The 26184-nt window shown below is 63.3% G+C and carries 23 protein-coding genes and 1 tRNA gene; 15 read left to right on the forward strand and 9 right to left on the reverse strand.

Features of this window, described 5'->3' with window-relative positions; translation table 11 throughout:
* The 4 genes from OZ10_RS07255 to OZ10_RS07270 all read right to left on the reverse strand — a co-directional run.
* Positions 1-930, reverse strand: a 930-nt coding sequence (locus OZ10_RS07255; protein WP_236726957.1) for a TonB-dependent receptor plug domain-containing protein, incomplete at its 3' end; no start/stop codon positions are given.
* Between the two features lie 365 nt (positions 931-1295).
* Complete coding sequence (locus OZ10_RS07260; RefSeq protein WP_039409123.1) at positions 1296-1946, reverse strand: TraX family protein; 651 nt, start codon at positions 1944-1946, stop codon at positions 1296-1298.
* A gap of 109 nt (positions 1947-2055) precedes the next feature.
* Complete coding sequence (locus tag OZ10_RS07265) at positions 2056-3834, reverse strand: hypothetical protein (RefSeq protein ID WP_039564337.1); 1779 nt, start codon at positions 3832-3834, stop codon at positions 2056-2058.
* A 13-nt stretch (positions 3835-3847) separates the two neighbouring features.
* Positions 3848-4447: an NfuA family Fe-S biogenesis protein gene (locus OZ10_RS07270; protein WP_039564338.1), complete on the reverse strand. Its 600-nt coding sequence runs from the start codon at positions 4445-4447 to the stop codon at positions 3848-3850.
* 88 nt (positions 4448-4535) lie between these two features.
* Here OZ10_RS07270 and OZ10_RS07275 point away from each other — a divergent pair, with 88 nt between their 5' ends.
* The 4 genes from OZ10_RS07275 to OZ10_RS07290 all read left to right on the forward strand — a co-directional run bounded on the left by OZ10_RS07275 (position 4536) and on the right by OZ10_RS07290 (position 8415).
* Positions 4536-4892, forward strand: coding sequence for a 4a-hydroxytetrahydrobiopterin dehydratase (locus OZ10_RS07275; protein ID WP_039564340.1), 357 nt, complete (start codon positions 4536-4538; stop codon positions 4890-4892).
* A complete protein-coding gene (locus OZ10_RS07280) occupies positions 4889-5311 on the forward strand; it encodes an energy transducer TonB (protein WP_039409113.1) in 423 nt (140 codons plus the stop codon). Before OZ10_RS07275 ends, OZ10_RS07280 begins: the two co-directional genes overlap by 4 nt.
* Positions 5312-5548: 237 nt before the next feature.
* Positions 5549-6367: a zinc transporter ZupT gene (zupT, locus tag OZ10_RS07285; RefSeq protein ID WP_039409112.1), complete on the forward strand. Its 819-nt coding sequence runs from the start codon at positions 5549-5551 to the stop codon at positions 6365-6367.
* A gap of 242 nt (positions 6368-6609) precedes the next feature.
* A complete protein-coding gene (locus tag OZ10_RS07290; protein WP_039564341.1) occupies positions 6610-8415 on the forward strand; it encodes a DUF3300 domain-containing protein in 1806 nt (601 codons plus the stop codon).
* 155 nt (positions 8416-8570) lie between these two features.
* On the opposite strand, the gene OZ10_RS07295 is transcribed toward OZ10_RS07290, so the two are convergent.
* The gene (locus tag OZ10_RS07295; protein ID WP_039409108.1) at positions 8571-9557 is read right to left on the reverse strand and encodes an RluA family pseudouridine synthase; all 987 of its coding nucleotides are present in this window, start codon (positions 9555-9557) and stop codon (positions 8571-8573) included.
* Positions 9558-9968: 411 nt separating this feature from the next.
* On the opposite strand from OZ10_RS07295, the gene OZ10_RS07300 reads away from it, so the two are divergent.
* Positions 9969-13694, forward strand: coding sequence for an Rne/Rng family ribonuclease (locus OZ10_RS07300; protein ID WP_039564342.1), 3726 nt, complete (start codon positions 9969-9971; stop codon positions 13692-13694).
* Positions 13695-14235: 541 nt separating this feature from the next.
* Here the strand turns inward: OZ10_RS07300 and OZ10_RS07305 are convergent.
* From OZ10_RS07305 to OZ10_RS07315, 3 genes are all read right to left on the reverse strand, one after another.
* Positions 14236-14883: a response regulator gene (locus OZ10_RS07305; protein WP_039409104.1), complete on the reverse strand. Its 648-nt coding sequence runs from the start codon at positions 14881-14883 to the stop codon at positions 14236-14238.
* 208 nt (positions 14884-15091) lie between these two features.
* Entirely contained in the window at positions 15092-15853 is a 762-nt protein-coding gene (locus OZ10_RS07310) for a sulfurtransferase (protein ID WP_039409102.1), read from the reverse strand.
* Between the two features lie 159 nt (positions 15854-16012).
* Complete coding sequence (locus OZ10_RS07315; protein WP_039409100.1) at positions 16013-16378, reverse strand: DUF6164 family protein; 366 nt, start codon at positions 16376-16378, stop codon at positions 16013-16015.
* A gap of 59 nt (positions 16379-16437) precedes the next feature.
* On the opposite strand from OZ10_RS07315, the gene OZ10_RS07320 reads away from it, so the two are divergent.
* Entirely contained in the window at positions 16438-16869 is a 432-nt protein-coding gene (locus OZ10_RS07320) for an FKBP-type peptidyl-prolyl cis-trans isomerase (RefSeq protein WP_039564344.1), read from the forward strand.
* 11 nt (positions 16870-16880) lie between these two features.
* Positions 16881-18143, forward strand: coding sequence for a TIGR03862 family flavoprotein (locus OZ10_RS07325; RefSeq protein ID WP_039409096.1), 1263 nt, complete (start codon positions 16881-16883; stop codon positions 18141-18143).
* Here the strand turns inward: OZ10_RS07325 and OZ10_RS07330 are convergent.
* Positions 18127-19419 (reverse strand): nucleotide sugar dehydrogenase, encoded by a 1293-nt coding sequence (locus OZ10_RS07330; RefSeq protein ID WP_039409094.1) that lies wholly within the window; start codon positions 19417-19419, stop codon positions 18127-18129. The genes OZ10_RS07325 and OZ10_RS07330 overlap by 17 nt on opposite strands.
* Before the next feature lie 140 nt (positions 19420-19559).
* On the opposite strand from OZ10_RS07330, the gene OZ10_RS07335 reads away from it, so the two are divergent.
* The 8 genes from OZ10_RS07335 (at position 19560) to OZ10_RS07365 (ending at position 26184) form a co-directional block, all read left to right on the forward strand.
* Positions 19560-19646 (forward strand) — tRNA-Leu (locus OZ10_RS07335).
* A gap of 83 nt (positions 19647-19729) precedes the next feature.
* On the forward strand, positions 19730-20764 hold the full coding sequence (locus OZ10_RS20375) for a tyrosine-type recombinase/integrase (RefSeq protein ID WP_052209984.1): 1035 nt from the start codon (positions 19730-19732) through the stop codon (positions 20762-20764).
* A gap of 191 nt (positions 20765-20955) precedes the next feature.
* A complete protein-coding gene (locus OZ10_RS21085) occupies positions 20956-21165 on the forward strand; it encodes a DNA-binding protein (RefSeq protein ID WP_236726958.1) in 210 nt (69 codons plus the stop codon).
* Positions 21165-21419 carry a hypothetical protein gene (locus tag OZ10_RS07345; RefSeq protein WP_039564345.1) on the forward strand — a complete coding sequence of 85 codons (255 nt, stop codon included), beginning with the start codon at positions 21165-21167 and terminating at the stop codon, positions 21417-21419. The genes OZ10_RS21085 and OZ10_RS07345 overlap by 1 nt, the downstream gene beginning before the upstream one ends.
* Entirely contained in the window at positions 21416-21682 is a 267-nt protein-coding gene (locus OZ10_RS07350; protein ID WP_039564347.1) for a hypothetical protein, read from the forward strand. Before OZ10_RS07345 ends, OZ10_RS07350 begins: the two co-directional genes overlap by 4 nt.
* Positions 21683-21691: 9 nt before the next feature.
* Positions 21692-23566: an AAA family ATPase gene (locus tag OZ10_RS21090; protein WP_081419368.1), complete on the forward strand. Its 1875-nt coding sequence runs from the start codon at positions 21692-21694 to the stop codon at positions 23564-23566.
* A gap of 612 nt (positions 23567-24178) precedes the next feature.
* The gene (locus OZ10_RS22090) at positions 24179-24835 is read left to right on the forward strand and encodes a hypothetical protein (protein WP_139051285.1); all 657 of its coding nucleotides are present in this window, start codon (positions 24179-24181) and stop codon (positions 24833-24835) included.
* A gap of 137 nt (positions 24836-24972) precedes the next feature.
* Positions 24973-26184 carry a phage major capsid protein gene (locus tag OZ10_RS07365; protein WP_039564350.1) on the forward strand — a complete coding sequence of 404 codons (1212 nt, stop codon included), beginning with the start codon at positions 24973-24975 and terminating at the stop codon, positions 26182-26184.

A 26184-nucleotide genomic window follows, 5' to 3' on the forward strand; every position in this document is an offset into this window, starting at 1 on the left:
GTGGCCGCCGAACGAATACATCTCCACCGCATCGGACACCGGCATCACCAGGTTGTAGAACAGCTGACGATTGGTGCTGGGCTGTGTGCCCAGGAACGCGGCTCCATTGCGGTCGAAGCGTGACTCGCGCGGGTCGCGTGTTCCATTGGAGCGCGTCAGGCCGATGCCGGACCCGAAGTTGCCGGATGGCGTCACCAACGCGCCGGTGGCAGTTGTACCGAAGTACTGTTGACGAGTGTCCGGGCGCGATCGATCGGTGGCACCGATATCCTGGATTGCCGCTGTCACGCGCAGCACGCCCTCGGCGCCGACCCGAAACCCGGTACCGGCAGCGACCTCATAGGTGTCGCCATCGCCTCGCGCAGTGGTCTGGTAGGTCGTGTGCGCGGTGCTCTGCAGCGAACGGTCCAGGCTCAGGTTGATGACCCCGGAAATCGCATCCGAGCCGTATTGGGCCGCCGCGCCGTCGCGCAGCACTTCGACGCGAGACAGCGCCAGCGATGGAATGGCATTGAAGTCGATCGAGATGTCGCCGCGGCCGATGCCGTTGCTCGCGTTGAGATCGGCCGAGGTATGGCGACGCTTGCCATTGATCAGCACCAGCACTTCGCCCGGCCCCAGGCCACGTAACGAAGGCGGCATCAGGTAATCGCCCGCACCGGACGCAATGGGACGCGGAATGTTGAAACTGGGCACTTCACTCTTGAGCATCTGCAGCAGGTCGACGCGCCCGTTACGCTCCAATTCCTCACGCGACACCAGATCTACCGGCGTCAGCGACTCGGTCAGCGACCGCCCCCCGAAGCGGCTGCCGACGCTCACCATGACCGCATCCAGCTCCTTGTCGACCGAGCCAGACCGGGCCGCACCCAGTTCCTGCGCAGCGCCCGGCGTTGCCGCGATCAATCCCACCGACAGAACACCTACCACGCGTAAAGCCCGAGATTGCACGACCTTCCCCACTGAAATATTAGGTTATATCGTAACAATAAGTCTCGCGCCACAGTATGGCTCAGCCCGCTGCCGGCGCACGCGCTGCGTACGTAGCTGCGACTTGCTCGTGGGAGCCCGCACTGCGCTGACGATGTCCCGGGGCGAGATTCCGCAGTTGGGTACGCATTCCTTCCGGCACGGTGCCACGCCGTTATTTTTTGCTGTCATTCGGTAGAGCGCGCCCTGCTCTTCCGCGCTGTGGAGCGCTTCGTGCAGCTCGTCCCGCCCATGGGCGACACACGCGCCAGTCTGATTGCCGGCCGTCCCGCAATACTGATTTCCGGGCCGCTTGCGGGGTTTTCTCAAACCCTTGCGTACGACAACCCCGTGAGAACCATCAGATGACCCACGTAGTAGAAATAAAAGGCCCTGCCTGTGCGTGGCACGGGAATGCGCAGGCGCGCAAGCGTCAGCAACGGTATCGCCAGCAGTGCCCAGAAATTACCGTTGATGAAGAAAAGCGAGCACACCGGCAGCACCAGCAACAAGAGCGCTGACACGGCTTTCGGCAATCGCCAATGCCATGGATTGCGCCAGTACACCCAGCCGCCCAGCACCACTGCCAGGCCGCTCCATTGGTAATCGACCGCCGCCGGCGCCAGCACGGCGCACACCGTCAGAAAGACCCATCGACGGCGCTCGATGCTGAGAATGCAGACGGCAGCCAATGCAAAGGACAGCAGCACATTGAGCGTAAACACCGTCTGCGTCGCGATCGCGGCCACTGGCGCGGCGACTAGGCCCCACACGAACAAGCGCTTGACCGACTTTTCGACGTCGGCATCGGGCTGCGCGAGGTTGTAGGCCAGAACCAACGCAAACAGCGGGAACGCGACGCGCCCCAACTCGGTCACGACCGGCACGTAGCCGAAGCCCAGGATCTTGAGCGCGTGGTCGCCGGTCATGAAGACGGCGGCCAGCCATTTCAAGAATTCACGGCCGCCGCTGGTCATTGCGGCGCTTCGCCGCGCCGGTTCGGCTGGGTGCGCGAGCGTGCCAGCGAGGAACGTCGCCGCCCTGCCCCATCGGCAGCTGTTCGACGGAACGGGAGACGGCCCACGATCATTCGCCACTCCGCCGCAGCGTACCCTTGTCCTCCTGCAGCTCCCGCTTGAACGGCACATCCGGTGGCGGCCTTGCAGTGGCTGGTTGGTCGTTGAGGTTCGGGTCGCTCAGGCCGCAGCCGCCGCCGAATTGCAGCAGCGACACCACGCAGCTGATTTTGGTGGTGGTGCCCGGGATCGGAATCTCGATCTTTTTCAGCCCGCGGCGCACCCACTCCTGCAGCAGCGTCTGGTTGGGCATCCAGTACTTGTCCAGCGAGGTCGGCGTATAGCCGTACGGGGGCCGTTTGAGCCAGGTGCCGCCCTGGGCGATCTGGTCGCGGGTCCAGGTGTCGGTGTCGCTGCCGGGCGGCCCGCGATCGCCAGCGCCGCTGCCGGCATCGCCGGTCCCGGCCACGCGGACGCTGCCGTCGCTATTGAACATGCCATCGCGCCGACCATTGCCGCCGGTGGTTTCGCCGCGGCGGGTGCGGTCGGATTTGCTCCAGTCGTCGGCATTGGCGGCCACATCCCATCCGCCGCTGCGGTCGGCAGGCTTCGGGCCGGCATTGCTGTCGGCTGCCGGCTTAGCTGCTGACGATGCTGCCGCGCTGCTGGAACGCTCGGGCTGAGAGGGATTGGCCTGCGTCTGCGTTGTCGCTTGCACCGATTCCGCGGCGGCTGGCTGCCTCGGTGAAGCATCCGCAGGCGCCGCTTGCGCCGCAGGTGCCGCCGCCACAGGCGTCGGCGCCGGATCCGGCACGCTCGGCAACTCTGCGCTGCGCACCGCGACGTCGGGCATGCGCACCACCGGTGCGATCTCGCGCACGCGTGCGGCCGGCGTCGGCACGTGTGGGCGCTCGGGTATGACGACGTCGCGCTCGCGCACCGTTGGCGCATCGGCAGTGCGCACCGCCACTTCGGTAGCAGGACGTTCCAGTTCGCGCACCTGCGGGCGCTCGGTCACTGTCTGGATGTCGCGTTGACGGACCTCGACCTGCGGCGCCGCGCGTTCGATGGCACGCGGCGTCAGCGTGATCGTTGGTGGCGGTGGCACGACAAAATCGTTGGTGGCCACCGGCGTTTCGGTCACTTGCAGCGCGGATTGAATCGTCACCGGCGGCACCTGCACGGTCACTTGCGGAACATCCGCGGTCACCGGTTCGCTGACCGCATCCGCCGGCTCCGGCGCCTCGTTTTGCATCTGGACCGTGCGGGAGCTTTCGATCGGATCGGCAGCCGGCTGCGCCTGCGTCGCCGATGGAGTTGGTTCGCCTGCTGCCACCGATGCATCTGCTTGCGCTGAAGCAGACGCCGTAGCCGGTGCCGCAGACCCAGGTTGCCCCGCACCACCGCCCTGCTCCACCGCGCCATCGCCAATGAAGGTCATGCGTACCCGCGCTTCATCGCCAGGCTTGGTGTCATCCGGCGCCCAACGCACGGTGACCACCCAGATGAGCAGCGCAATGAAACCGAGGTGGATCAGAAAACTGCCGAGCAACGCCAACCAATGCTGCCGACGCTGATCCTTCGGACGCGGGTCCCAGTGCTGCCACCACAGACTGCGAAATGCCTGGAATGGCGACAGGATGGCTGCACCGCCCACCTCGCGCTGCGACGGCTGTGCCCGTGCCAGCAGCACATCCGTCAGCTGGTCATCGTTAAACGGCGCAGCGGCGTGTGCGCGGTTGCCCATCCAGATACCCCAGCCATACGGCAGGCCGGTACGCCGATCCAGAATGAGCTTGCCCGGCATGCGCGCGCGCAGTGCCTGCAGCAGATCGGCAGCCGTTGTCACCGGTGGTGCGGAATCAGGCCGCGCTGTCGCGCGGAATGTACGGGGCGTCGCCGGTGGCGTGATCGGTGGCATCGCGTACCGCGATCACGCCGGGTACCCGTCCCATCAGCGTCTTCTCGATGCCCTGCTTGAGGGTGACATCGGCCATGCCGCAGCCGTGACAGCCGCCGCCGAAACGCAGCAGCACCACGCCATCGGCCGAGACTTCCTGCACCGCCACGCGTCCACCATGCGATGCCAGCTGCGGGTTGATCTCGTTCTCCACCACCCAGCGCACGCGCTCCACCATCGAGGCCGACTCTGCCGGTGCCTCGCCCTTGATCTTGGGCGCCTTGATGGTGAGCTGCTGATTGCCGGTGGACTGGGTGACGTAGTCGATCTCGGCGCCATCCACCCACGGCACGCTGGCTGCCACGACATACAAGGTGAAGCCATCGCAGTCGATGGCCCACTCGTCGCCGCTCAGGTCCGCCGGTTCGGCGAACTCCAACCGGGCATCGGCGCGCGGGGTTCCCGGGTCCACCGCGCTCAGGCGCACGCCCATGCCGGACACGCCTTCGCGTTCGATGAGCTTGCGGAAATAGGTCTGGGCTTTGTCGGATATCTGGATCATGCGGGTTATTCTACCGCTCAATGCGCCCTCGCTCATGGAACACCGTGATCCTGGCGGGTGCGCCGTCCGCCACTCCTGCGAGACCGTCATGACCGATCTGATTCCCCTGGAGCAGGCCCATTGCCTTCCGCGCAAGGGCAGCGATCACAAGCTTGCCGAAGCGCGCCTGGCCGAGCTGCTGCCGCAGGTTCCCGGCTGGGAGCTGAGCGAAGCCGGCACGGCCATCACCCGCACGTTCCGCTTCGCCGACTATTACCGCACCCTGGCCTTCGTCAACGCGCTGGCCTGGATTGCGCATCGCGAAGACCATCACCCCGACCTAGGCGTGCACTACGACCGGGTCGTGGTGCGTTATTCCACCCACGACGTGGGCGGCCTGAGTGAAAACGACTTCATCTGCGCGGCCAAGACCGCGCAACTCTACGATCAGGGAGTCACTGCATGACCATGTTTCGCGCTGCACTCGCCGGCCTGTGCCTGGCGGCCGGCCTCAGCGGCTGTGGCAAATCCCCGCAACAGGCCGCCACCCCTACCGTGGCCCCAACCGAGCTTGCCGCTGTAAAGACGCCGCCGCCCGAGTATGCGCCTGAGCTGGCCTGCGCCGGCGTCGGCGGCACCACCGTGCTCCGGGTGGTCGTCGGGACAGAAGGCACGCCGACCGATGTGTCGGTGACGCAGGGCAGCGGCCAGCCGGTGCTGGACGAGGCCGCCCAGAAGCGCGTGCGCGAGTGGAAGTTCAAGGCAGCCACCCGCAACGGGCAGGCAGTGCCACAAACCATCCAGGTGCCAGTCGCGTTCAAGCCGCCGGTACCGCGCCCGGACGAGTGCTTCGCCATCGAAGAACGCGCACGCCGCGGCAGCTGAACCCCGCAGCCCGCCCTGCCGCAGGGGCTGATCGGTGGCGGCGGGCGCAGGCGCTCGCTGCCGCCTATACATGAGGGATCGCGCCCATGGACCTTGCCGGGCTTTCACGTCCCGCACGGTCGCCTTCGACAGCACGCGTTCGTCATCCGTGGATGGCCATCCTGCTGCCGCCAGCGATCGCGCGCGTGACGCGCCCGCCGCAGGAGCGCTTTCCATTCCACGAGGTCGTCGCATCGCATGCTTGAGGTGTCATCACAGAACGTCTGGACCGCGCTGGCGGTTACGTTGGCCGCAGGACTGGCCACGGGTCTTGGCAGCCTCATGGTGGTGTTCGCCAAAAAGCCCAATCCGCGGCTGCTCGCGTTCGGGCTGGCTTTCGCCGGCGGTGCGATGGTGTATGTGTCGCTGTCGGAAATCCTCAACAAGTCGATCGCGGCGTTTTCCAGCGCCTACAATGACAAGCTGGGTTTCACCTTCGGCACGTTGACCTTCCTGGGCGGCATGCTGTTGATCATGGCGATCGACCGACTGGTGCCCAATCCGCACCAGAGCCTGTCCACGGACGACCCGCAGTTCCGCGACGACAACCGTGCCTACATCCGGCGCGTTGGCCTGATGACTGCCATTGCGATCACGGCGCATAACTTCCCCGAAGGTCTGGCGACATTTTTCGCCACCCTGGAAAGCCCGGTAGTGGGCATGCCGCTGGCGTTCGCCATCGCCATCCACAACATCCCAGAAGGCATCGCGATCGCGGTGCCGGTGTACTTCGCCACACGCAACAAGTTCTATGCCTTTGGCGCCAGCCTGCTGAGCGGACTGGCCGAACCCATCGGTGCGGGTATCGGCTATCTGGCCTTGTCCAATGTGTTGTCCGACGCCGTGTTCGGTGCGGTGTTCGGGCTGATCTCCGGGGTCATGGTATTTCTTGCCCTTGACGAGCTGCTGCCGGCCGCCAAGCGCTATGCGCAGGGTCACGAGACCGTCTACGGCCTGGTCTCGGGCATGGGCACGCTGGCAATCAGCCTGGTGTTGTTCCGCTTCGCAACGCCTTGAGTACGAAGTAGGCGATCGAGCACTGCCACGCCGCCGGGAGCCTTGGGCCAGGATCGAAACGTGGCGTTCGCAGCGCACAGGAAGACGGTCCACCCGCGCTGACGGCCGGCCACTTCGGCAAGCCGCATGGCGGCTGAACATGGGCGCGCAGCCTCGCAATCGCCCGCACGTCAGCCAGCTTCCAGACATTGAATGCGGCGCATGGTACGCGCGTCATCCACGCGCACACAGCGAGGAGCCGTATGCAACGCACATGGTCACGAGAGCGCCTTGCCTGGGCGTTGGCGCTCGCATCGAGCGGGGTCCTGGCGCTCGGCGGCTGTCAACGCAGCGCACCGTCGCCAACACCCACAGCGATGCCAACCGACCCGGCCACCGTTACGCCGACGGCGCCAGCATACACCGAGCCTACCGCCGACCAGCTGTATCGACTGGTGGCGCCGATCGCCCTGTTTCCCGACAAGCTGCTGGCCCAGACGCTGGCGGCGTCGGTCTATCCTGAGCAGGTACTCACCGCGCAGGACTGGTTGCGCAGCAACCGCGCCCTGACAGCCGCCGACCGCGCGCAGGCCACCGTCGCGCAGCCCTGGGACCCCAGCGTCAAGGCCTTGACCGCCTTCCCCGATGTCGTGGACCAGTTGGCCGGCAATCTCGACTGGACCCGCGCACTGGGCGACGCCTACGCGCATGACCCGAACGACGTGCTCGACGCGGTGCAGATCATGCGCCAGCGGGCGCAAGCCAGCGGCCACCTGCGCAGTACGTCACAGCAGCGGGTCCAGGTCGCCCGGCACGTCGTGGTCACGCCGATCCTGGACGGCGAACACGTCCCACCGCCCGCGCAGGTGATCACCATCGAGCCTGCGCAACCGCAGGTGGTGTATGTGCCGCACTATGACCCGGACGTGGTGTACGGAACGCCGGTGAATGTATACCGCGAGTACCGCTACCGCCCGGTGCGTTGGTATGACCAGGGCGATGTGGCGACTGTCGGGGCGGTGTCGTTTGGTGTCGGTGTGCTGGTCGGCAGCGCATTGGAGCATCACCACGGCTGGTTCGGCTGGGCCACGCCAGCGCCGGCGTGGCATCACTGGGGCTGGAACAGCTGGGGCGTGGACTGGAACGCGCCACCAGCCGCACCGCATTACGTGGTCTACCAGAATCGCGTCTACGCGCCCCGTACCACCATCATCAACAACCACACCACCGTCGTGGAGGCGCGGTCCTCTGTGCACCAGCAAGACCAGCGTCAGTGGTCGAACACGACCTACACGCCCGTGCCGGGACCGGAGGTTGCGAAAGTAGCCCCGCCCGCGGCGCGCACGGCCATGCCGACTGCAGCGGCTGCGGCTGCGCCATCGCTCGGTACGTTGCCGCGACCGACTGAACCAGCGTCTTCGCCCACCGAGCTGCACCATGCGCCCGACGTCGCGCACCTGTCTGCACCGCACTTCACTGCGCAGATGCTGCAGGCAGGACGCCCGGTGGCCGCGAGAGCTCCGCAGCCCGTGCCTGTGAGCCTGCCGTCGCCAGCACGCCCAGCGAACACGCCGCACCCGACGCCCGCTACCGAACCTCCGGGAATGCGGACGGGCGAGTCGCCGGTCGCGCAGGCGCGCATGCCACCACTGCCGGCACATCAGGCGCTGCCTGCGGGTACTACCCGCCCTGCCAGTGAGCCGGCTCGTGAAACGGCTCGTCCCACCCTGTCGCCGCGCGAGGCATTTACCGCCCGGAACATGCACGACATCCCGCCGCGCACGCCGGCACCGCTGCAGCCCCGGCCGCCTCAGTTGCGGGAACAACCCCGCGTGGCGCCTCGCCAGCAAGCCGCGCTCGTGGTGCCACCACGGGCGAAACATCAACTGCCGGTGCAACTGCCGCGTCCGGAGCCACGCCCATTGATGCAGATTCAGGCGCAGCAGCGTCCGCAGCGCGTCGCCACGTTCGCCACACCCCGCGCCGCCCCCGTTCATGCGCCGGTACCTCGGCCGTCCCAATCGCATGCACAGGCGCCGTCGCATCACGAGCGTCGTCACGACAGCTGAGGCGGCTGTCGTCGTCATCGCGTAGCCGTCATACACGTCGAGGGAAATGGCCGAAGCTGGCGCCCCCATGTGTCGCCTTCTTTCGCTACGCGACAGGCCCTGGCTGACTCCGGTCAGCAGGGCTGCAGTGATCCGTTGGCGTAGCGCCCCCTGCGTCAGCGGCCCAGGCGGTCCAGTGCCTCGGCCAACTCCGGCGCCAGCGGCGCGCTCAGCACGTACGGGGTCTTGCCGGCATCCAGCGCAAATTCCAGCGACGCTGCGTGCAGGAACAGCCGCTTCAGGCCCAACTGGTCACGCAACCGCTTGTTGACCTCGGCCTCGCCGTACTTGTCGTCGCCCGCGACCGGGTGTCCCAGGTGCTGGGCATGCACACGGATCTGGTGGGTGCGGCCGGTCTCGATGCGCACTTCGCAATACGAATGCCCGCCGCGCCGTTCCAGCAACTTGAAATGGCTCAGCGATGGCTTGCCGATCGCATTCACCTGCACATGCCGCTCGCCGCCCTGACGCAGGCCGATATGCAGCGGCGCGTCCACGGTCATCACGCCGTCGGGCATGCGCCCGACCAGCAAGGTGAGGTAGCGCTTGGTGATGCCGCGGCCTTCGACGCGGTCGTCCTCACGCATCAGCGCCTGCAGCTCGGTCAGCGCCGAGCGCTTCTTGGCCACGATCAATAGGCCGGATGTATCGCGATCGAGCCGGTGTACCAGTTCCAGGGTCTGATTCGGCCGCAACGCCCGCAGGGTTTCGATGGCACCGAAGCTGATCCCGCTGCCGCCATGGCTGGCAACCCCGGACGGCTTGTTAAGCGCAAGCAGCCGCGCATCCTCGAACACGATCGCCGCTTCCAGCCGGGCCAGGAACGACGACGGTGGCGCGGCCTTGTCGCCCTCCTCGTTCACCCGCACCGGCGGGATGCGCACTTCTTCACCGCCCTCGAGCTTGCGCTCGGCCTTGGCCCGCCCGCCGTTCACCCGCACCTGGCCACTGCGGACCAGCTTGTAGATCAGGCTGCGCGGCGCGCCCTTGAGCTGGCCGAGCAGGAAATTGTCCAGCCGCTGCCCTGCACGGTCTTCCGGAACTTTGAGAATGCGCACGCCCACACGGTCGGCAGGCGGCTTGGGGGGCTGGGGGTCGGTCATCCGGCTCTTTATTCTGTTACACTCGGCGAGCGAGATAAGGGTTTGATTTCGTTGGAAGTTGATTGGCCAGAAGCCTGACTTCCGATGATTCCGGCACAGTGCGCGACCACCGCCCCAGGGGCGGCCATGTTAGCGGCTCACCGGCCTACCCGGCCATCGCCGGCGGTTTTTGACCGTTGCGCTGAACATGTCCCGTGCGCTGCCCCGGTTCGTCCGGACGCGGCTGCCGGCCCTGAAACACCTATAAAACCTAAAGACAAGCGCTCCCGCGGCATGCCGTGGTGTTGCAGCGCTGGAAACCCTGGTCAGGCCTGTCCGCGCGTTGCGCGAAGGGCCGACAAGCTGTTCCAGAGGCGAAACGTCACGGCGTTCCGCGCGGTAGAGCGCGTGAGGAACGCAACAATGAAGCGAATGCTGATCAACGCAACGCAGGCCGAAGAGCTGCGCGTGGCGATTGTGGACGGCCAGACCCTGTACGACATCGACATCGAACAGCCGTCCAAGGAACAAAAGAAATCCAACATCTACAAGGGCCGCATCACCCGGCTCGAGCCTTCTCTGGAAGCGGCGTTTGTGGACTATGGCGCCGAGCGCCATGGCTTCCTGCCGCTGAAGGAAATCTCCCGCGACTATTTCCAGGCTGGCGTCGACCACAACAAGTCGACCATCCGCGAGCTGCTGCGCGAAGGCCAGGAAATCGTGGTGCAGGTCGACAAGGAAGAACGCGGCAACAAGGGCGCCGCCCTGACCACGTTCATCTCGCTGGCCGGCCGCTACATGGTGCTGATGCCCAATTCGCCGAGCGCCGGTGGCGTTTCGCGCCGGATCGAAGGCGAAGACCGCGCCGCGCTGAAGGAAGCGCTGGACAAGCTCGACATCCCCGACGACATGGGCGTGATCATCCGCACCGCCGGTGTGGGGCGTGACGCCGAAGAACTGCAGTGGGATCTGGACTACCTGCTGCAGACCTGGAAGGCAATCGCCGAGGCCGCGCTGAGCAAGCCGGCCGCCTTCCTGATCTACCAGGAATCGCGCCTGATCATCCGCGCCCTGCGCGACTACCTGCGCGCCGATGTGGGCGAAATCCTGGTCGATACGCCGGAGCTGTACGCCGACGCCCAGGAATTCATGAAGCAGGTGATGCCGCAGAGCCTGCGCAAGCTCAAGCACTACACCGACGATATCCCGCTGTTCAATCGCTTCCAGATCGAATCGCAGATCGAAGGTGCCTACGAGCGCAATGTGCGCCTGCCCTCGGGCGGCTCGATCGTGGTGGACCAGACCGAAGCGCTGACCGCCGTCGATGTGAACTCCTCGCGCGCCACCAAGGGCAGCGATATCGAAGAGACCGCGTTCCAGACCAATCTGGAAGCGGCCGAAGAAGTGGCACGCCAGTTGCGCCTGCGCGACCTGGGTGGCCTGGTGGTGATCGACTTCATCGACATGGCCTCGTCCAAGCACCAGCGCGAAGTCGAAAACAAGCTGCAGAACGCGCTCAAGTACGACCGCGCCCGCGTGCAGTTGGGCCGCATCTCGCGCTTCGGCCTGATGGAAATGAGCCGCCAGCGCCTGCGTCCGAGCCTGGGCGAATCGAGCCAGATCGTCTGCCCGCGTTGCGACGGCCATGGCCGCATGCGCAGTGTCGAGTCGCTGTCGCTGTCCATCATCCGCGTGGCCGAAGAGCACGCCATGAAGGAAAACACCGGGCAGGTGCTGGTCCAGGCTCCGGTGGAAATCGCCAACTACCTGCTCAACGAAAAGCGCAGCGCGCTGCGTGAGATCGAGCAGCGCCACGAGTCGCCGATCATCATCGTCGCCGACGAGCAGCTGCACACCCCGCACTACGAAGTCACCCGGCTGCGCGAAAACGAGCTGGGCGAAGACAGCGGCAAGCCGAGCTACCAGCGCGGCACCCCGCGCAAGCTGCCGGTGCATGCGCTGACCAAGGCGCAGTTGAACATCCCGGCGGCCCCGGCGGTGACCTCGATCAAGCCGAGCCAGCCGGCGCCGGTGCGTGAAGAAGCCCCTGCACCGGTGGCGCCCGTCGCGGCACCGGCCCCGGTGGTGACGGTTCCGATCCCGGCACCGGTCACTGGTGTGGTTGGCTGGCTGAAGCGCATCTTCGGTGGGGTCGAGCCGATCGCGCCAGCGCCCGAGACGACCCAGCGCCCGCGGCAGAACGATGCCGGCCGCAATGCACGTAACGAGCGCGCTGAACGTGGCGGCCAACGCCGCGATGGACGCGATGCCCGCAATGGCGGCAACGGCGGCAATCAGCGCGGCAACGGCAATGGCGCCAACAAGGAGCGTCGCGACGAGCGCCGCCAGCCGGCCAATGGCCAGAACGGCCAGGCCGCGCAAAACGGCGCCCAGGCCCAGCAGCAGGTGCAGGCGCCCAAGCCGCCGCGCAATGAGTCGCAGGCACCGAAGCAGCAGCCGCAGAAGCCCAAGCCGCAGAACCAGGCGCCCCGTCCGCCACGTGCGCCTGCACAGCAGGATGGCGCACCGTCCGAGCGGCAGCCGCGTCCTGCACGTCAGGATGAAGGGACCGCTTCGGCGCAGACCCTGACCTCGACGGCAGCAAGTGCAACGACGACGGGGGTGGTCGCAGCCATCGCTGAAACCGCTGCGCCTGCCACCGTGCAGGCCAGTGCGGCCGGTGCAACCCAGGCGCACCCGGTCGAGGTTGTGGTGAGCGAGTCCACCGCCGATCGCGGCAGTGATGCGGTTGCGGATGCTCCTGGCCAGGAAGGCGCGGGCGATGATGCGGCCAATGGCGAAGGTGGAAGCCGTCGCCGCCGCGGTCGTCGCGGCGGTCGTCGTCGTCGTCGTGGCGCCGGCGCAAACGGTGAGGGTGGCAGCAACGTGGATGGTCTGGAGACGGACGACCTCGATGGCGATGTTGATGGCGACCTGGAAGGCGACAACGACGGCGACGAAGCCAATACGCAGGGCCAGGCATCTGCCGCTCCGCGTGCGGGTCAGCCGGAGTTCGACTTCGATGACGACGCTCCCGCGCCGGCCGCTCGCACCAGGGCCGAGCCCGACGCTGCGGCACCGGTGAAACCACGCCCGGTTCCCAAGGAACGTGCGGAAACCCCGTCGGGCAGCGATACCACCGTGACGACGGCACCGGTGTCCAACGCGGCACCGTCGTTCGAGCAGCAAGCCACAGCCCCGGCTGCCGCCGCAGCGGAGCGGGCACGCAATGACGCTGCCGTCGCGGCAGCGCCGGCGCGGACTGCGTCTGCTCCGGCAGCAGCGACTCCGGCGACATCGCAAGAGGTCACTGCGACCTCGCCCGCAGCTCCGGCCCCGATTGCCAAGCAGGCGTCGGCAACCGAGGCGACGCCGGTCACCAGCTCGGCATCAGTGGCGGTTGACGCCACTGTGCCCTCGCCCGCTGCCGAAGTACCTGCGGTGACGGCGACACCGGGCAGCGCGGCAGCGCCTGCCGCATCGGTGGCTGTCACCAAGCCGGTCGCGCCAGTTGCTGCACCGTCGTCGACGAGCGAGCCGACCTCTGTCACGCAGCCGACGCCGGTCCCCAAGGCATCGACTGATGCCGCAGCGTCCTCGGCCGGTACGCCGGACCGTCCCGCTGCAACCGTGCCGGAAACGTCGGCAGCGCAGCGGGAGCCTGCCAAGCCGTCAGCATCGACGTCGGTGACGGCAGAGCAGGCTGCTCCTGTAGCGGCTGCATCAACCGCTCCTTCTGCGCAGGCCGTCGTGCTGACCGCCAAGGCACCGCATGCCGAACAGACCAGTGCAGTCGCTCCGTCCGTCGATGTCGCAGTGACCTCGACCACGACGGTGCCGCAGACGCCTGTCGCAGACGAAGCACCCGCTCCGGTACGCAAGCCCTACGCGCCGGTGCAGACGACCATGCTGGACGCACTGGCCCCCAAGGATGATGCAGCAGCTGCAACGTCCGCTACGCCGGTCCCGCCCAAGGCGCAGCAAACGCAACCGGCAGCGGTAGCGCCTGCAGCTACGCAGCGGCCGGAAGCCGACGCGCCGAAGGCGACCGTCGTTGTCTCCGAAGCGTCCAAGCCTGCAGCGTCGTCGGCCGATGCCGATGCCGAGGGTGCCTCCAAGGAAGATGGCGACGCCGACAAGCCGCGTGACCAGCACTGATCGTCACGACCGCCGCACTACCTGGCCTGCATTAGCGGGTCAGGAAGCGTCAAGACACAGCGGCCTTCGGGCCGCTGTGTTTTTGTGCGCGTGTGGTGCTGATAGCGCGGCAAGAAGAAGACCCTGCGCAGGCCACTCTCGTTCGCACATCGCACGAGAACCTGCTCCCACACCGCCGTGCCCTGCACGGACAGATCTGGACGGGCCAGTGGATGCTGATCAAGCCTAGAACGAACGCGGCGCTCTTGCCATGAGAACTCTCGGCGTGCAGCAGGCGCCGCGCTACTACGCCGTGGCTGCGGGCCATCGTTTAACCACCTACCAACCCTGATGTCCTGCTGCTTGCTGATCAACGCGTTTTCCAACGTGTTCGCACTGCCTGCGTCAACGGAATCGGATTGTCCTGCGCTGCGCACTGCGACGACCGCTTACAAGCACCGCCAGCGGATCCAGGGCGCCGGCCAGCGTTACGCATTCTGGAACCGGTAACCAGACCGATTCAATCCATGCAGCGCCGTGCTCAATCAGCGACAGCCGGGCGTTACATCGTGCGGGCAGGATCAGTCAGGCCGTATTGATTGGCCAGACGGGCCAACGCGATGTTGTCCTGGATGCCGACCTTTTCGAACAGGCGCGCCTTGTGCGTATTGATGGTCTTGGCACTGAGATTCAGGCGCTTGGCGATGTCTTCCTGGCGCAGGCCCTGGGTCAGCAACAAGGCCACCTCCAGCTCGCGTGGCGACAACGCATCGAAGGGGGAGCCGCCACCTTCGAGATTGGACAGCGCCAGATTCTGCGCAATCGTGTTGCCCAGATAACGCCGCCCCAACGCCACCTCGCGTACTGCGCGCAGCAATTCATGCGCATCGCCCCCCTTGCCCACGTAGCCGGACGCACCGGCTTCGAGCAAGCGCTTGGGCAGCGGACCATCTTCGAGTACGGAGACGATGATTACGCGCGTGCCGTAATCACCCTTGACGATGCGCTCGGTGATTTCAAGACCGCTCACCCCGGGCAGGTGCAGATCGCACAGCACGATATCGGGCTTGAGTTGACGAACCTGCGGCAAGGCGGCTTCACCGCTCTCTGCCTCACCCACCACATCGACGTCCACTTCCTTGGACAGGATCATCTTCATGCCGGTACGCACGAGTGCATGATCGTCGATCAGAAAAACTCTGATGGTCATCCTTGTTGTCCTCGCTGTGCGGCTGGCTGATGCAGCCTAGCTCCGTGAATAATTCAGGGCAAGCTCGATGCAACGTATTACGCTCAAGTTAGAGCGAACTGCACGCATTCCGACGTGTAGTACCACGTGTCGGTTCTGTAGTGCAGTGTGGTGACATGATGCGAGCGCCTGCAATGCCAGCTGCATCGGGCAACCCAGTCGTGCCCGGTCAGACTTTTCCTGGCTCGGTGGTCCGCGCGTCGTCCACCAGCGGCCGCAATTGCGGGTCCAGTGCAACGCGCTCATCGAAGACGAAACAGCGGCCGTCGTAGCCTTCGCCGCCGACTTCCTCGAAATAGCCCAGGATGCCGCCCTCCAACTGCAGCACGTTGTCCATGCCCTCGGCCTGCATCCAGACTGCGGCCTTTTCGCAACGGATACCGCCGGTGCAGAAGCTCACCACCGTGGCATCGGCCAACGCGGTGCGGTGCGGCTCAAGCGCTGCAGGCAGGTCGGTGAACTTGTCGATCGGCAAGGTCAGGGCGCCATGAAACGTGCCATAGGCCACTTCCTGCGCATTGCGCGTGTCCAGCAGCACCAGCGGGCGACCACGATCATCGTGGCCAGTGCGCATCCACTCCCGCAACACTGCAGGGCTCACCGCAGGCGCACGGCCCGGCAGCGGCGATGCATCCTGGCGACGGAAGCTGATGATTTCCGGCTTGACCTTCACCTTGAGCCGCGCAAAGGGCTGATGCGTGCTCTGGCTGTACTTGATGCGCATGTGCGCAAAGCGGCTGTCTGACTGCAACCACCGGTAGAACGCGTCAATCCGGTCCGCCTCGCCCGCCAGAAAAAGATTGATGCCCTCCTCGGCCACCAGCACCGAGCCCTTCAGCAGGTGCTGTTCGGCCTGCGCCAGCACGCTGTCGGCCAGCGGCTGCGGGTCCTGGATGGTGACGAAGTGGTAAGCCGCAGTATTGGTAATCATGCGGCTATTTTAAGGCGGCAGGCCCGAGCTAGCGAGCGCTTGGACAAGATCGACCGTGCTCCGGAACGGCGCGGCGAAGCGGCACGCGGCGCGCTGCTCGATGGAAGAGGCGTTGGATCTGCCGCAATCTCAGTCAGATCGGTCCCGACCCCGGGCCGCTCAGCCGCGCAGCAGCAGGAACGGCAGCAACACCAACGAGGCCACGACCAGCATGCCCAGTAGCGTGGCAATCACGAAGACCGGGCGTTTGCGCAGCAATGCGCCAAAGGTTTCTGCGGTACCGGCGGCAATCGCCTCCTGGCGCTGGGCGCGTGCGATCGCGCCGCGCTGTGCCTGGTAGGCGCCCAGCAAGGCCTTGGCACGTGCGTGGTCCGCGTCGTCGCTGAGCCAGATGCCGCCTGCGGAGATCCCCCAGTTGCTGGGCCGCGTTTCGTAGATCTGTACCAGGTGCTCGCACATCAGCGCCCGCACCTCGTCGGCCTCGTCGTCAGGGACATTGCGCAGGTTGAGCAGCAGCTTGGCCATGGGACGATGATACCGGGAGCCAGGTGCGATAATGGCGGCCTTCCTTCACGGACATACCCATGCGCCTTGTGCTGACGCTCTGTGCCGCCCTGCTGCTTGCCAGCTGTGCGCCCGCCCTGCCGCCCTCCGGTGGCACCATCGCCAGCTTCGAACGGATCGACCACACCGCCGGTACCGGCGCGGAGGCCACGCCCGGCTCTCTGGTGACGGTGCATTACACCGGCTGGCTGTACGACGAAAAGGCGGCCGACAGACACGGCAAGAAGTTCGATAGTTCGCTGGATCGCGCCGAGCCGTTCCAGTTCGTGCTGGGTGGCCGCCAGGTCATTCGCGGTTGGGACGAAGGCGTTGCCGGCATGCGCGTGGGCGGCAAGCGCACCTTGATGATTCCGCCGGATTACGGCTACGGCGACAACGGCGCAGGTGGCGTGATTCCGCCGGGCGCTTCGCTGGTGTTCGATGTGGAATTGCTCGGCGTGCAGCCGCGCTGAGTGCGAGAGTGATGATGGATGCGAGCAGACCGCGGCTGGCGGTCATTGGCGGCGGGCCTGCAGGATTGATGGCTGCCGAAGTGGCGTGTGCTGCCGGGATCGCCGTGGATCTGTACGAGGCGAAAGGCTCGGTGGGGCGCAAATTCCTGATCGCCGGCAAGGGCGGACTCAATCTCACCCACTCCGATCCGATGCCGCTGTTCGCCCAGCGCTATCGTGAGCGCACGCCGATGGTAGCGGCGTGGCTGCAGGAGTTCGATGCCGATGCATTGCGCGCCTGGGCGCGCGAGCTGGGCGTGGAGACCTATGTCGGCAGCTCCGGGCGGGTGTTTCCGATCGACCGCAAGGCCGCGCCCTTGCTGCGCGGCTGGGTGCGTCGCCTCAAGGACCAGGGCGTCACCTTTCATGTGCAGCATCGCTGGCTGGGATGGAACGCTGACGGTGCGCTGCGATTTTCCACACCCGCCGGCGCTATCGATCTTCAGGCGGATGCAACGGTGCTGGCACTGGGTGGCGGCAGTTGGCCGCAGCTCGGCTCCGATGGCGCCTGGCAGGCCCCGCTGCAGCAGCACGGCATCGCCGTGCGCCCCCTGGTGCCGGCCAACTGCGGCTTCGATCTCGACTGGAGTGCGCATTTCGCGCAACGGCATGCGGGCGCACCGCTCAAACCGGTGGTCGCGCATTGGCGCGACAGCACGGGCGTGCAGCACGCGCTGCAGGGCGAATGCGTGATCACCGAAACCGGGATCGAGGGCAGCCTGATCTATGCCATCGCGGCCGAGCTGCGTACGCAGATCGATGCGCATGGCACAGCCGAATTGGTGCTGGATCTGCTACCCGACCGTTCGCTGGAGCGCGTTGGCGCCGAGTTGGCCAGGCCACGCAAGGGGCGTAGTTTCAGCGAACATCTGCGCCGCCAAATCGGTATCGAGGGCGTCAAGGCGGCGCTGGTCTACGAACTGCTCGGCAAACAGGCCGGCGACGATTCGGCGTTGGTGGCACGCACGCTCAAGCAACTGCCGCTGCGTCTGCTGCGGCCGCGCCCGCTCGCGGAGGCGATCAGCTCGGCCGGTGGCGTGGAACTGGAAGCCCTGGATGCGCAGTTGATGGCGCTGGCGCGCCCCGGTGTGTTCTGTGCTGGCGAAATGCTGGACTGGGAAGCACCGACCGGCGGCTATCTGCTGACCGCCTGCTTTGCCAGCGGGCGTCGCGCTGCGTCTGGTGCGATCGAGTGGCTAAGGCAGCATGGCAATCAACTTACAGCCGATCACTGACGGCCACGCGTGGCCACACCGATTTGACGTCGTAGACCACCGCAGCTGGCTTGCCCAATGCAGCGATGCGCTGGGCGTCGTAGTCGCGATACTGGGCATGCGCCACCGCCAGCACGACGGCGTCGTAGGCGCCCTCCTCCGGGCCTTCGCATAACTGCACGCCGGCATGCAACAGCGCCTCTGCAGGGTCGGCCCAAGGATCGCAGGTGTCGACCTGCACGCCGGCCGCCTGCAGCAATTGCACCAGCTCCAGCGCACGGCTGTTGCGCAGATCCGGGCAGTTTTCCTTGAAGGTGGCACCCAACACCAGCACTCTCGCCTGCGCGAGCGCAACGCCGCGCATCGCCAGCATGCCGCAGACCCGCTCGGCCACGTGCCGGCCCACGCGATTGTTGACTTGCCGCGCGGTGTGAATGAGGTCGGGGTGGTAGCCCACGCTTTCGGATTTGTGCATCAGGTAATACGGGTCCACCCCGATGCAATGCCCGCCGACCAGGCCGGGGCGGAATGGCAGGAAATTCCATTTGGTGCCTGCCGCTTCCAGGACATCGAGCGTGTCGATGCCGAGCTTGTCGAAGATCAACGCCAGCTCGTTGACCAGCGCGATGTTGACGTCGCGCTGGATGTTCTCCACGACCTTGGCCGCTTCGGCCACACGCATCGACGACGCACGCCAGGTGCCGGCAGTGATGATGCTGGTATACAGCGCATCCACCGCATCGGCCGCCTGCGGCGTCGAGCCGGAGGTGATCTTGCGGATATCGCGCAGCCGGCGTTGTCGGTCGCCGGGATTGACCCGCTCCGGACTGTAGCCACAGAAAAAATCGGTGTTGAACCGTAGGCCGGACACCGCTTCCAGCAACGGCACGCAGACCTCTTCGGTGGTGCCCGGGTAGACGGTCGATTCGTAGATGACCAGATCGCCCGGCTTGAGCGCGGCGGCGATCAACGTGGTGGCGCTGCGCAACGGTTCCAGATCCGGCTGTTCGAAACTGTCGATCGGCGTGGGCACGGTGACGATAAAGATGCTGCACGTCGCCAGGTCCTCCGCGGCCGCGCTATAGCGCAGCTGAGTGGCCGCGGCCAGTTCGCCATCGTCCAGTTCCAGCGTGGCATCATGCCCGTCGCGCAGCTGGGCAACCCGCTGCGCATCGATGTCGAAACCCAGTGTGTCGCGCTGCTCGCCAAACGCCACTGCCAGTGGCAGGCCGACATAGCCCAGACCGATGACGGCGATGCGTGCGTACTGCGGTGGGACGAGCGGGGTGCCGGACATGCAATTCCTCGGGATCGCGCGACCGGTTGCCGCGCAGCTGTGCGGCGGCAGCATAGCGCACGCGGGATTTGGACCGGCAGTTGGCACGATCTTCGGCTGGAGATTCACAATCGCCGCGCAATCAGGCACGCTATCGCCATGCCCGGGTGGCGAAATTGGTAGACGCAAGGGACTTAAAATCCCTCAGCTGCAAGGCTATGCGGGTTCGATTCCCGCCCCGGGCACCATTGAAATCAACAGTTTGCGCTTGTGTGCAGCCGAGCTCAAAGCTATCGTCTCTCCCCATTGGGACACTTTGGGACAGTGAGCGATGGCAACCTTTGAAAAACGTGTTGGAACAGCCGGCAAAGTCACTTGGCGCGTTCGCGTGCGGCGACTGTCGGGCCCATCGCTCACGAAGTCGTTTGATCGAAAGGCGGACGCTCAAGAGTGGGCGCGCAGCATCGAGCATAAGTTGGACGTGGGTGACTTCGTACCGTCTACAGAAGTTCGCAAGCGCACTGTCGGTGACGCCATTGATCGCTATCTAGAAGTGACACTGCCGGCCAAGCGGCAAAAAGATGCAGCCAAGCAAATCCAGATGCTGGCGTGGTGGAAAGCTGAAATTGGCAATGTGCCGCTTGTCGGACTAACCCCCGCCAAGATTGCTGCAATTCGCGACCGTCTAGCATCGGGCAAAGTTCGGGGCGACAAGCTGAGAAGTGGCAGCACGATCAACCGCCGTCTAGCTTCCCTGTCGGCGGTGATGAGCGTGACCGTCAAGGAGTACGGATGGTTGACCAAGAATCCTGTCCCCAACGTCACTCGCATGCAGGAGAGCAAAGGACGTGAGAGGTTTCTGAGCGAGCCGGAGCGCTTGGCGCTGTTGGCGGCATGCGATGCTTCGGACTGTCGTCCCCTAGCCCCTCTTGTCCGGTTGGCTTTGGCTACCGGCGCGAGGCGTGGCGAACTACTGGGACTGCAATGGGACCACGTTGACCTTGAACGCCGCACCGTCCGCTTCATGGACACCAAGAATGGGGAGAACAGGACGATTCCGCTCGCTTCCGGCGTAGCGCAAATGCTTCAGGCCATGCCACGCACCCTAGGGCCGATATTTCCTATCACTGGCCCAATGCTCGACAAGCCATGGCGCGCGGTGTGTTTGTCAGCTGGCCTAGACGATTTCAGATTTCACGATCTCCGGCACAGCGCAGCCAGTTACTTAGCTATGAGTGGCGCATCGCTGATGGACATTGCGGCAATTCTTGGGCACAAGACATTGGCGATGGTGAAGCGTTATAGCCACCTGAGCGAGCAACACACCAAAAGCGCAATTGATCGGATGGCGGAGAAGTTTCTATGAGCACCTGAACGATCGATTCAGTTAAAAATTTGAACTGATAGTCGCATCAAAAAGCCTAAAAACAAGTATAAAAATTCAAAGTAACAAATAGTTAATTGACACCTTGAATAATCGAATCGGACGATTATTCAAGTTGATAGTTGACGACGAAAGTCTCTGACCCATGATGGCTCCATCCAACAGCCAATCACATGAGTCAGCAAATGCATCGCACGCTAAAAACAGTCTCAGATTTTGCCGCCGATAGTCCGTTCACTGAAGCGCAGTTGCGCTGGTGGATTTTCCGACAAGAGGACAACGGGTTACGTGCCCATGGCGCAATTGTCCGCGTTGGCCGTCGCGTCTATGTTGATGTGCAGGCATTCGATAAGTGGATTGAAAGCCAGCAGGGGGCAGCGTGATGAGCCATCCTGCCTATCAGATCGAGACCTATCGCGAAGACTACCCGGACTATCCGGATGCGCACATTGGCAGAGTGATCGAATCAACCAAAAATGCGCTGACTACTTCACTGGAATATAAGCATCTTCCAGAGTACGCGAAGAAAGCGGTTGCCTGCCTGATTGTCCGCTACACACTTGCGGGCCGCGACTTTGACGCAAAGCTGGCACTGCGCGGAAGCATTGACGCCATTGTGTGGGGATTCCCCAAATGATCAGCGTCAGCGATATCTTACTCACCCGCAAAATTGGCGAACTCTTCCCTCGCCGCCGTGCTGACATTGCGAGCGCGTATGCAAATGCGCACCTGCAATGGACCGCCTTTCAACAGCTACCTGCCGTCGAACCTGATGAATATAAGATCGCCCGATATCTGACAGTGCTATCGCTGTTCTGCGACAAGCCGAACACGAAAGCTGCATATCGCCAAGCGGCTCAAACGATTGTCGCGCTACACGCCGAATTTAAAGGCTTCTGAGGTACCCCAATGAATAACAGCATCTTACTTGGTAAGCAGGTAGCACCATCCCTGCCCGTCAGCTTTAGTAGAGGCTCGGGGATCTACGACATCCAACCCTTGAACAAGACGGTTGCCAACTGGGGCGAGCTATGTTCGGCAATTCTCGGTGATGTCTCGCCCGCCAAGGGACATGCGTGGATCGCAGCGCCGTTCAATGGTACCCGTTGCAGTGAGAACGTAGCGTCACGCAATTGGATCGGCCTGGATATTGACGGCACCACACGGGAAGATTTCGCACAGATCGTTGGAAAACTTCAATCATGCAATGCCTTGATCTACACCACCGCATCGCACAAAGATGAGTCGCCACGCGCACGCATCATCATTGAGTTGACGCAACCTGCATCGCGTGAGTCTGTCAGACTGACAAGTGAGCGGATTCGCCTGCAACTCAGTACGTCCGCCAAATGGGACGCTGCCTGTGATCGCTCTGAACAACCACTGTTTCTACCTGTCGTCGGGTTCAAACACTGGCAATTCTCAGGTTCAGCCGTCACGCCAGTGCCCGAACCCCTGCCACTGCCCAAGCCCACTCCTGCCCCAATGGTCGCCCCGGATGGTGCTGCAATCGCCGTGGCTGAAATGGAGCTTGCCCGCACCTTGGAGCGCATTGCTTCCGTTCCCGAAGGAAACCGCAATCACCATATCAACGGTGCTGCACACGCAATGGGACGATTCGTCGGTGCTGGGCGTCTGGATCAGCAATCAACGATCAAGGCTCTACACGCTGCGACGGTGAGCGCTGGCTGGGCAGATCCACAAAAGACGCTCAACACAATCAAGTCTGCGATCAGGAAGGGTGCGAAAGATCCTGCTGTGCTGCCGGGCATCACCTACAGTCTGCCTGTCCCCGTAGCCAAGTCCTTACCGAAGCCGGACACAGGCATCTATTCGGCTGCGGACTTGATGACGCGCGAATTTAAGCCTGTGCAATGGGCGCTGCAAGATATCTTGCCAGAGGGTGTCACCATCTTGAGCGGACCGCCCAAGTGTGGGAAGTCGTGGCTTGTCTATCAAGCGTGTGTGGCGGTGGCAACCGGCACCCCTCTCTGGGCCGGGCGAGCGCCTGAGATCGCAGGAGAAGCGCTCTACATCGCACTGGAAGATAACCCACGCCGTATGCAAAGACGCCTGCAAAAGGTGATCGAAAATATCTCGAACCCTGATCTAACGCGCTTGCACTGCGTGCACGATTGGCCGAGATCTCATGAGGGTGTCGCCAAGATCGCTGCATGGATACGCACGAATCCTGAAACACGACTGGTGGTGATCGATACCTTGGCAGCGTTTCGTGATTCCGATCCGGGCCGCAAGAGCGCCTATGCGTTTGACTATGAAGTTGGCGAATCGCTAAAGCCGCTCACAAGGGAATTTAATGTCTCCATCGTTCTGGTGAGCCACACGAGAAAGCAAGCAAGCGCTGACTACATGCAGATGGTGAGCGGCACGCAGGGCCTCACCGGCTCGGTAGACAACATCATTGCGCTTGAGCGTGGGCGTGGCGAGTTCACCGGAGTGTTACGAGTTGATGGGCGTGACGTTGAGGAACCTGTAGATCTTGCGCTGAGCCTGGACGATGGTCGCTGGAACTACGTTGGCAAGGTGGACGAAATCGAACGTTCGCGCGAACGAAACGATGTCATAGATGCAATGGTCACGCTTGGCTTGCCAGCGAGCGCCCGCGAAATTTTCGATGCCATGGAACCGGGCGCAAAATACGGAACAGTGAAGGTGCGGCTTACCCGCATGCTCAAAGCTGGTGAAATCTCAAAAAGCCCCATCGGATATTTCTTGGAGCGGCCCACAATCCCGCCGCCAACAACAGCAGCTGAGAAATCTTGAAATTTCATCCGACAAAAGGGTACATCCCCTGTAACTGGTGTAACTCCTGTAACTCCCTTGCTGTCATTGGCCTGTAGCAGTTACAGGGCAGTTACACCCCCCTGTAACTGCCCATAGCGGCATCTATACCGCTAGAACATAGTTACCACACTTCTTCCCTGTAACCCCTGTATTTGTAATCGAGAGTTACAGGAGTTACAGGAGTTACACCAGTTACAGGGGATGCACCCAAATGCATCGCCTCCAACCGCCAAAGGTAATTTTATGGACATCGACGAAATTTTCGCACCCTGGATCACCAGCCCCGAAATAAATTTCATGCTTCAGATAATTTTTCACGTAGCGGAGCAAATCTTATGACCACCGGACTCAGGTGTTGGGACGAACAAGGAAATCTCACGGTTGATCTGACAAGCCGCCTATCGCGAATAGTCGGCCAAACAGTCATCACCGCTGGTCAATCGGGCTCAGTGCAGGTTGACGCATCGCTGGGACGTCCCTGGTACTTTTTCACGTGGGGAAGATTTCCAGCGGTGACGATCAATGGCGGCACGATTTCGTGGGACGCGTCCGCTAGGGATAGTGTTCTAATGATCTATGGAGTGTATTGACATGACTGCCGGCATGAAGGTTTGGGCGCAAGATGGTTCGGGCGTCCTGCAAATCGACAACAAGTATCAAAACCTGTTTGTTCGCCAAAAAATTTCAGCACAAAGCGATTTCGTGGAAGTCGCAAATTTCTCATCTGGGCGGTTCATAGATGTTCGCTGTCTGGCGTTTCCTGTCGTAGCAGTCGGCAATTCGTTCCCGGTGTCAGTGGAGATCACGCAGCTTGGCGCGCAGTCTTATAGGATCAAATTCACAATGCCCGGAGCGGTTGGGACTGCGTTCGAGGCATGGGTCTTCGATATCTTGGACACCGCTGATACATCGAAGTACGGCCTAGTGGTTCGCGATCAAAATGGAAGGGTAATATTTGATGCGGTTAAGAAGCCTATGCGTGTAGTTGGCTTATTTCCAGCGACCGGCGAGAACGGCGGATTTCTGGATGTGGCAGCTGGGCGAAAGTACGCTGTGGCTTGCACAAGCGGCTTTTATACAAAGAACATTGGCGCACCCCAATTCGGCTATTTCAGATACGGAGGAGTTTTAAGCAGCCCGACACGTCCGGCAATTGGCAATTTTCAAAGTGGATTTCAAAATACGACTACGGAGTATGGTGCGGATCGCCCTTCAATGGGCATTGCAATCGATGTGTCATACTATTGAGTTTTCTGCGCAGCCCAACCCGTATTTCATCAAAAATCGATATACACCAATAGCCGTCAACAAGGATGTTTGACGGCTATTTTTATATGCATAGTTTCTCTATCCGGGAATTCCCTATAACCCCGGAGTAGAAACAGATGCGTACCCTGAAAGAAATTCGCGAAGCACGCGCAGCCAAGGTTGCGGAAGCACGCGCCCTGGTCACTACAGCCGAACAGGCTAACCGCCAACTCACCACCGACGAACAAGGCAAGTTTGCCAATCTGCAAACAGAGATCACGGCGTTGGAATCGGACGAACAACGTCAGCAGTTTTTGGACGATGCCGAGCGCCGTTCACAGGCTCGCCCCGTCCACACGCCGAACGGTAGCGATACCGAAACCCGCGTCAACCTGCTTTCAGTAGTCCGTGCAGGAATGGAAGGCCGTTCGCTGACAGGTGCCGAAGCTGAGATGCATGCTGAGTTGGAGCGTCGTCACGGTCCGGCACGCAATGGCGGCATCTTGGTGCCATTGTCGGCATTCGAGCGGCGTGCCAATACCACGGCAACCGCGCCTGAGTTGGTGGCTAACCAGCACCGTGCAGACCAGTACATCGGCCCGTTGCGTGACTCTCTGCTGGTTCGCAGCCTGGGTGTCCGGACTCTTACCGGACTGACCGGCAACGTTTCGATTCCCAAGGCTGGCGCAGGCCTGACCGCTGGATGGGTCACTGAGGGTCAGGCATTGCCCGAGTCGCAGATGGACTTCGATTCGGTCACGTTGACCCCGAAGCACGTGGGTGGCATCACTGAGATGAGCCGCCAGCTGATCCAGCAGAGTTCCCCGGCAATTGAAGATCTCGTTCGCGACGATCTGAGTTTTGCCGTCGCCTCTGCGATTGATCGGGCCATCATTGCAGGCACGGGCGCAAATGGTCAGCCGTTGGGCATCATCAATCGTGCCGGCGTGCAGAAAGACACCATTCCCACCACGTGGGCCGATGTGCTCGCGATTGAACAGCTGCTTGCGGCCATCAACGTCAATCCTACCGGCTGGTACACCAGCCCTGACGTTCTGTCGGCTCTGCGTGGAATTCTCAAAGCACCTACGGCCGGCAGCGACTACATTGCGACCGCAAGCCGTATTGGCGAACTTGCAGTGGCTGTCTCCAATGCATCGCCTGCCAACACCGCCATTCTCGGCGACTGGTCGCAGGTTCTGTTGGGGCAGTGGGGCGCGGTGGAAATCTTGGTCAACCCCTACGCCGAGACGCCTTATCGTCGTGGCGGTGTTTTGGTGCGTGCGATGGCGACGGTTGATGTGGCCGTGCGTCATGAAGAAGCGTTCGTAGTGGCTACGGGAGCCTAA

It is taken from the genome of Xanthomonas cannabis pv. cannabis (assembly GCF_000802365.1).
GTDB lineage: Bacteria > Pseudomonadota > Gammaproteobacteria > Xanthomonadales > Xanthomonadaceae > Xanthomonas > Xanthomonas cannabis.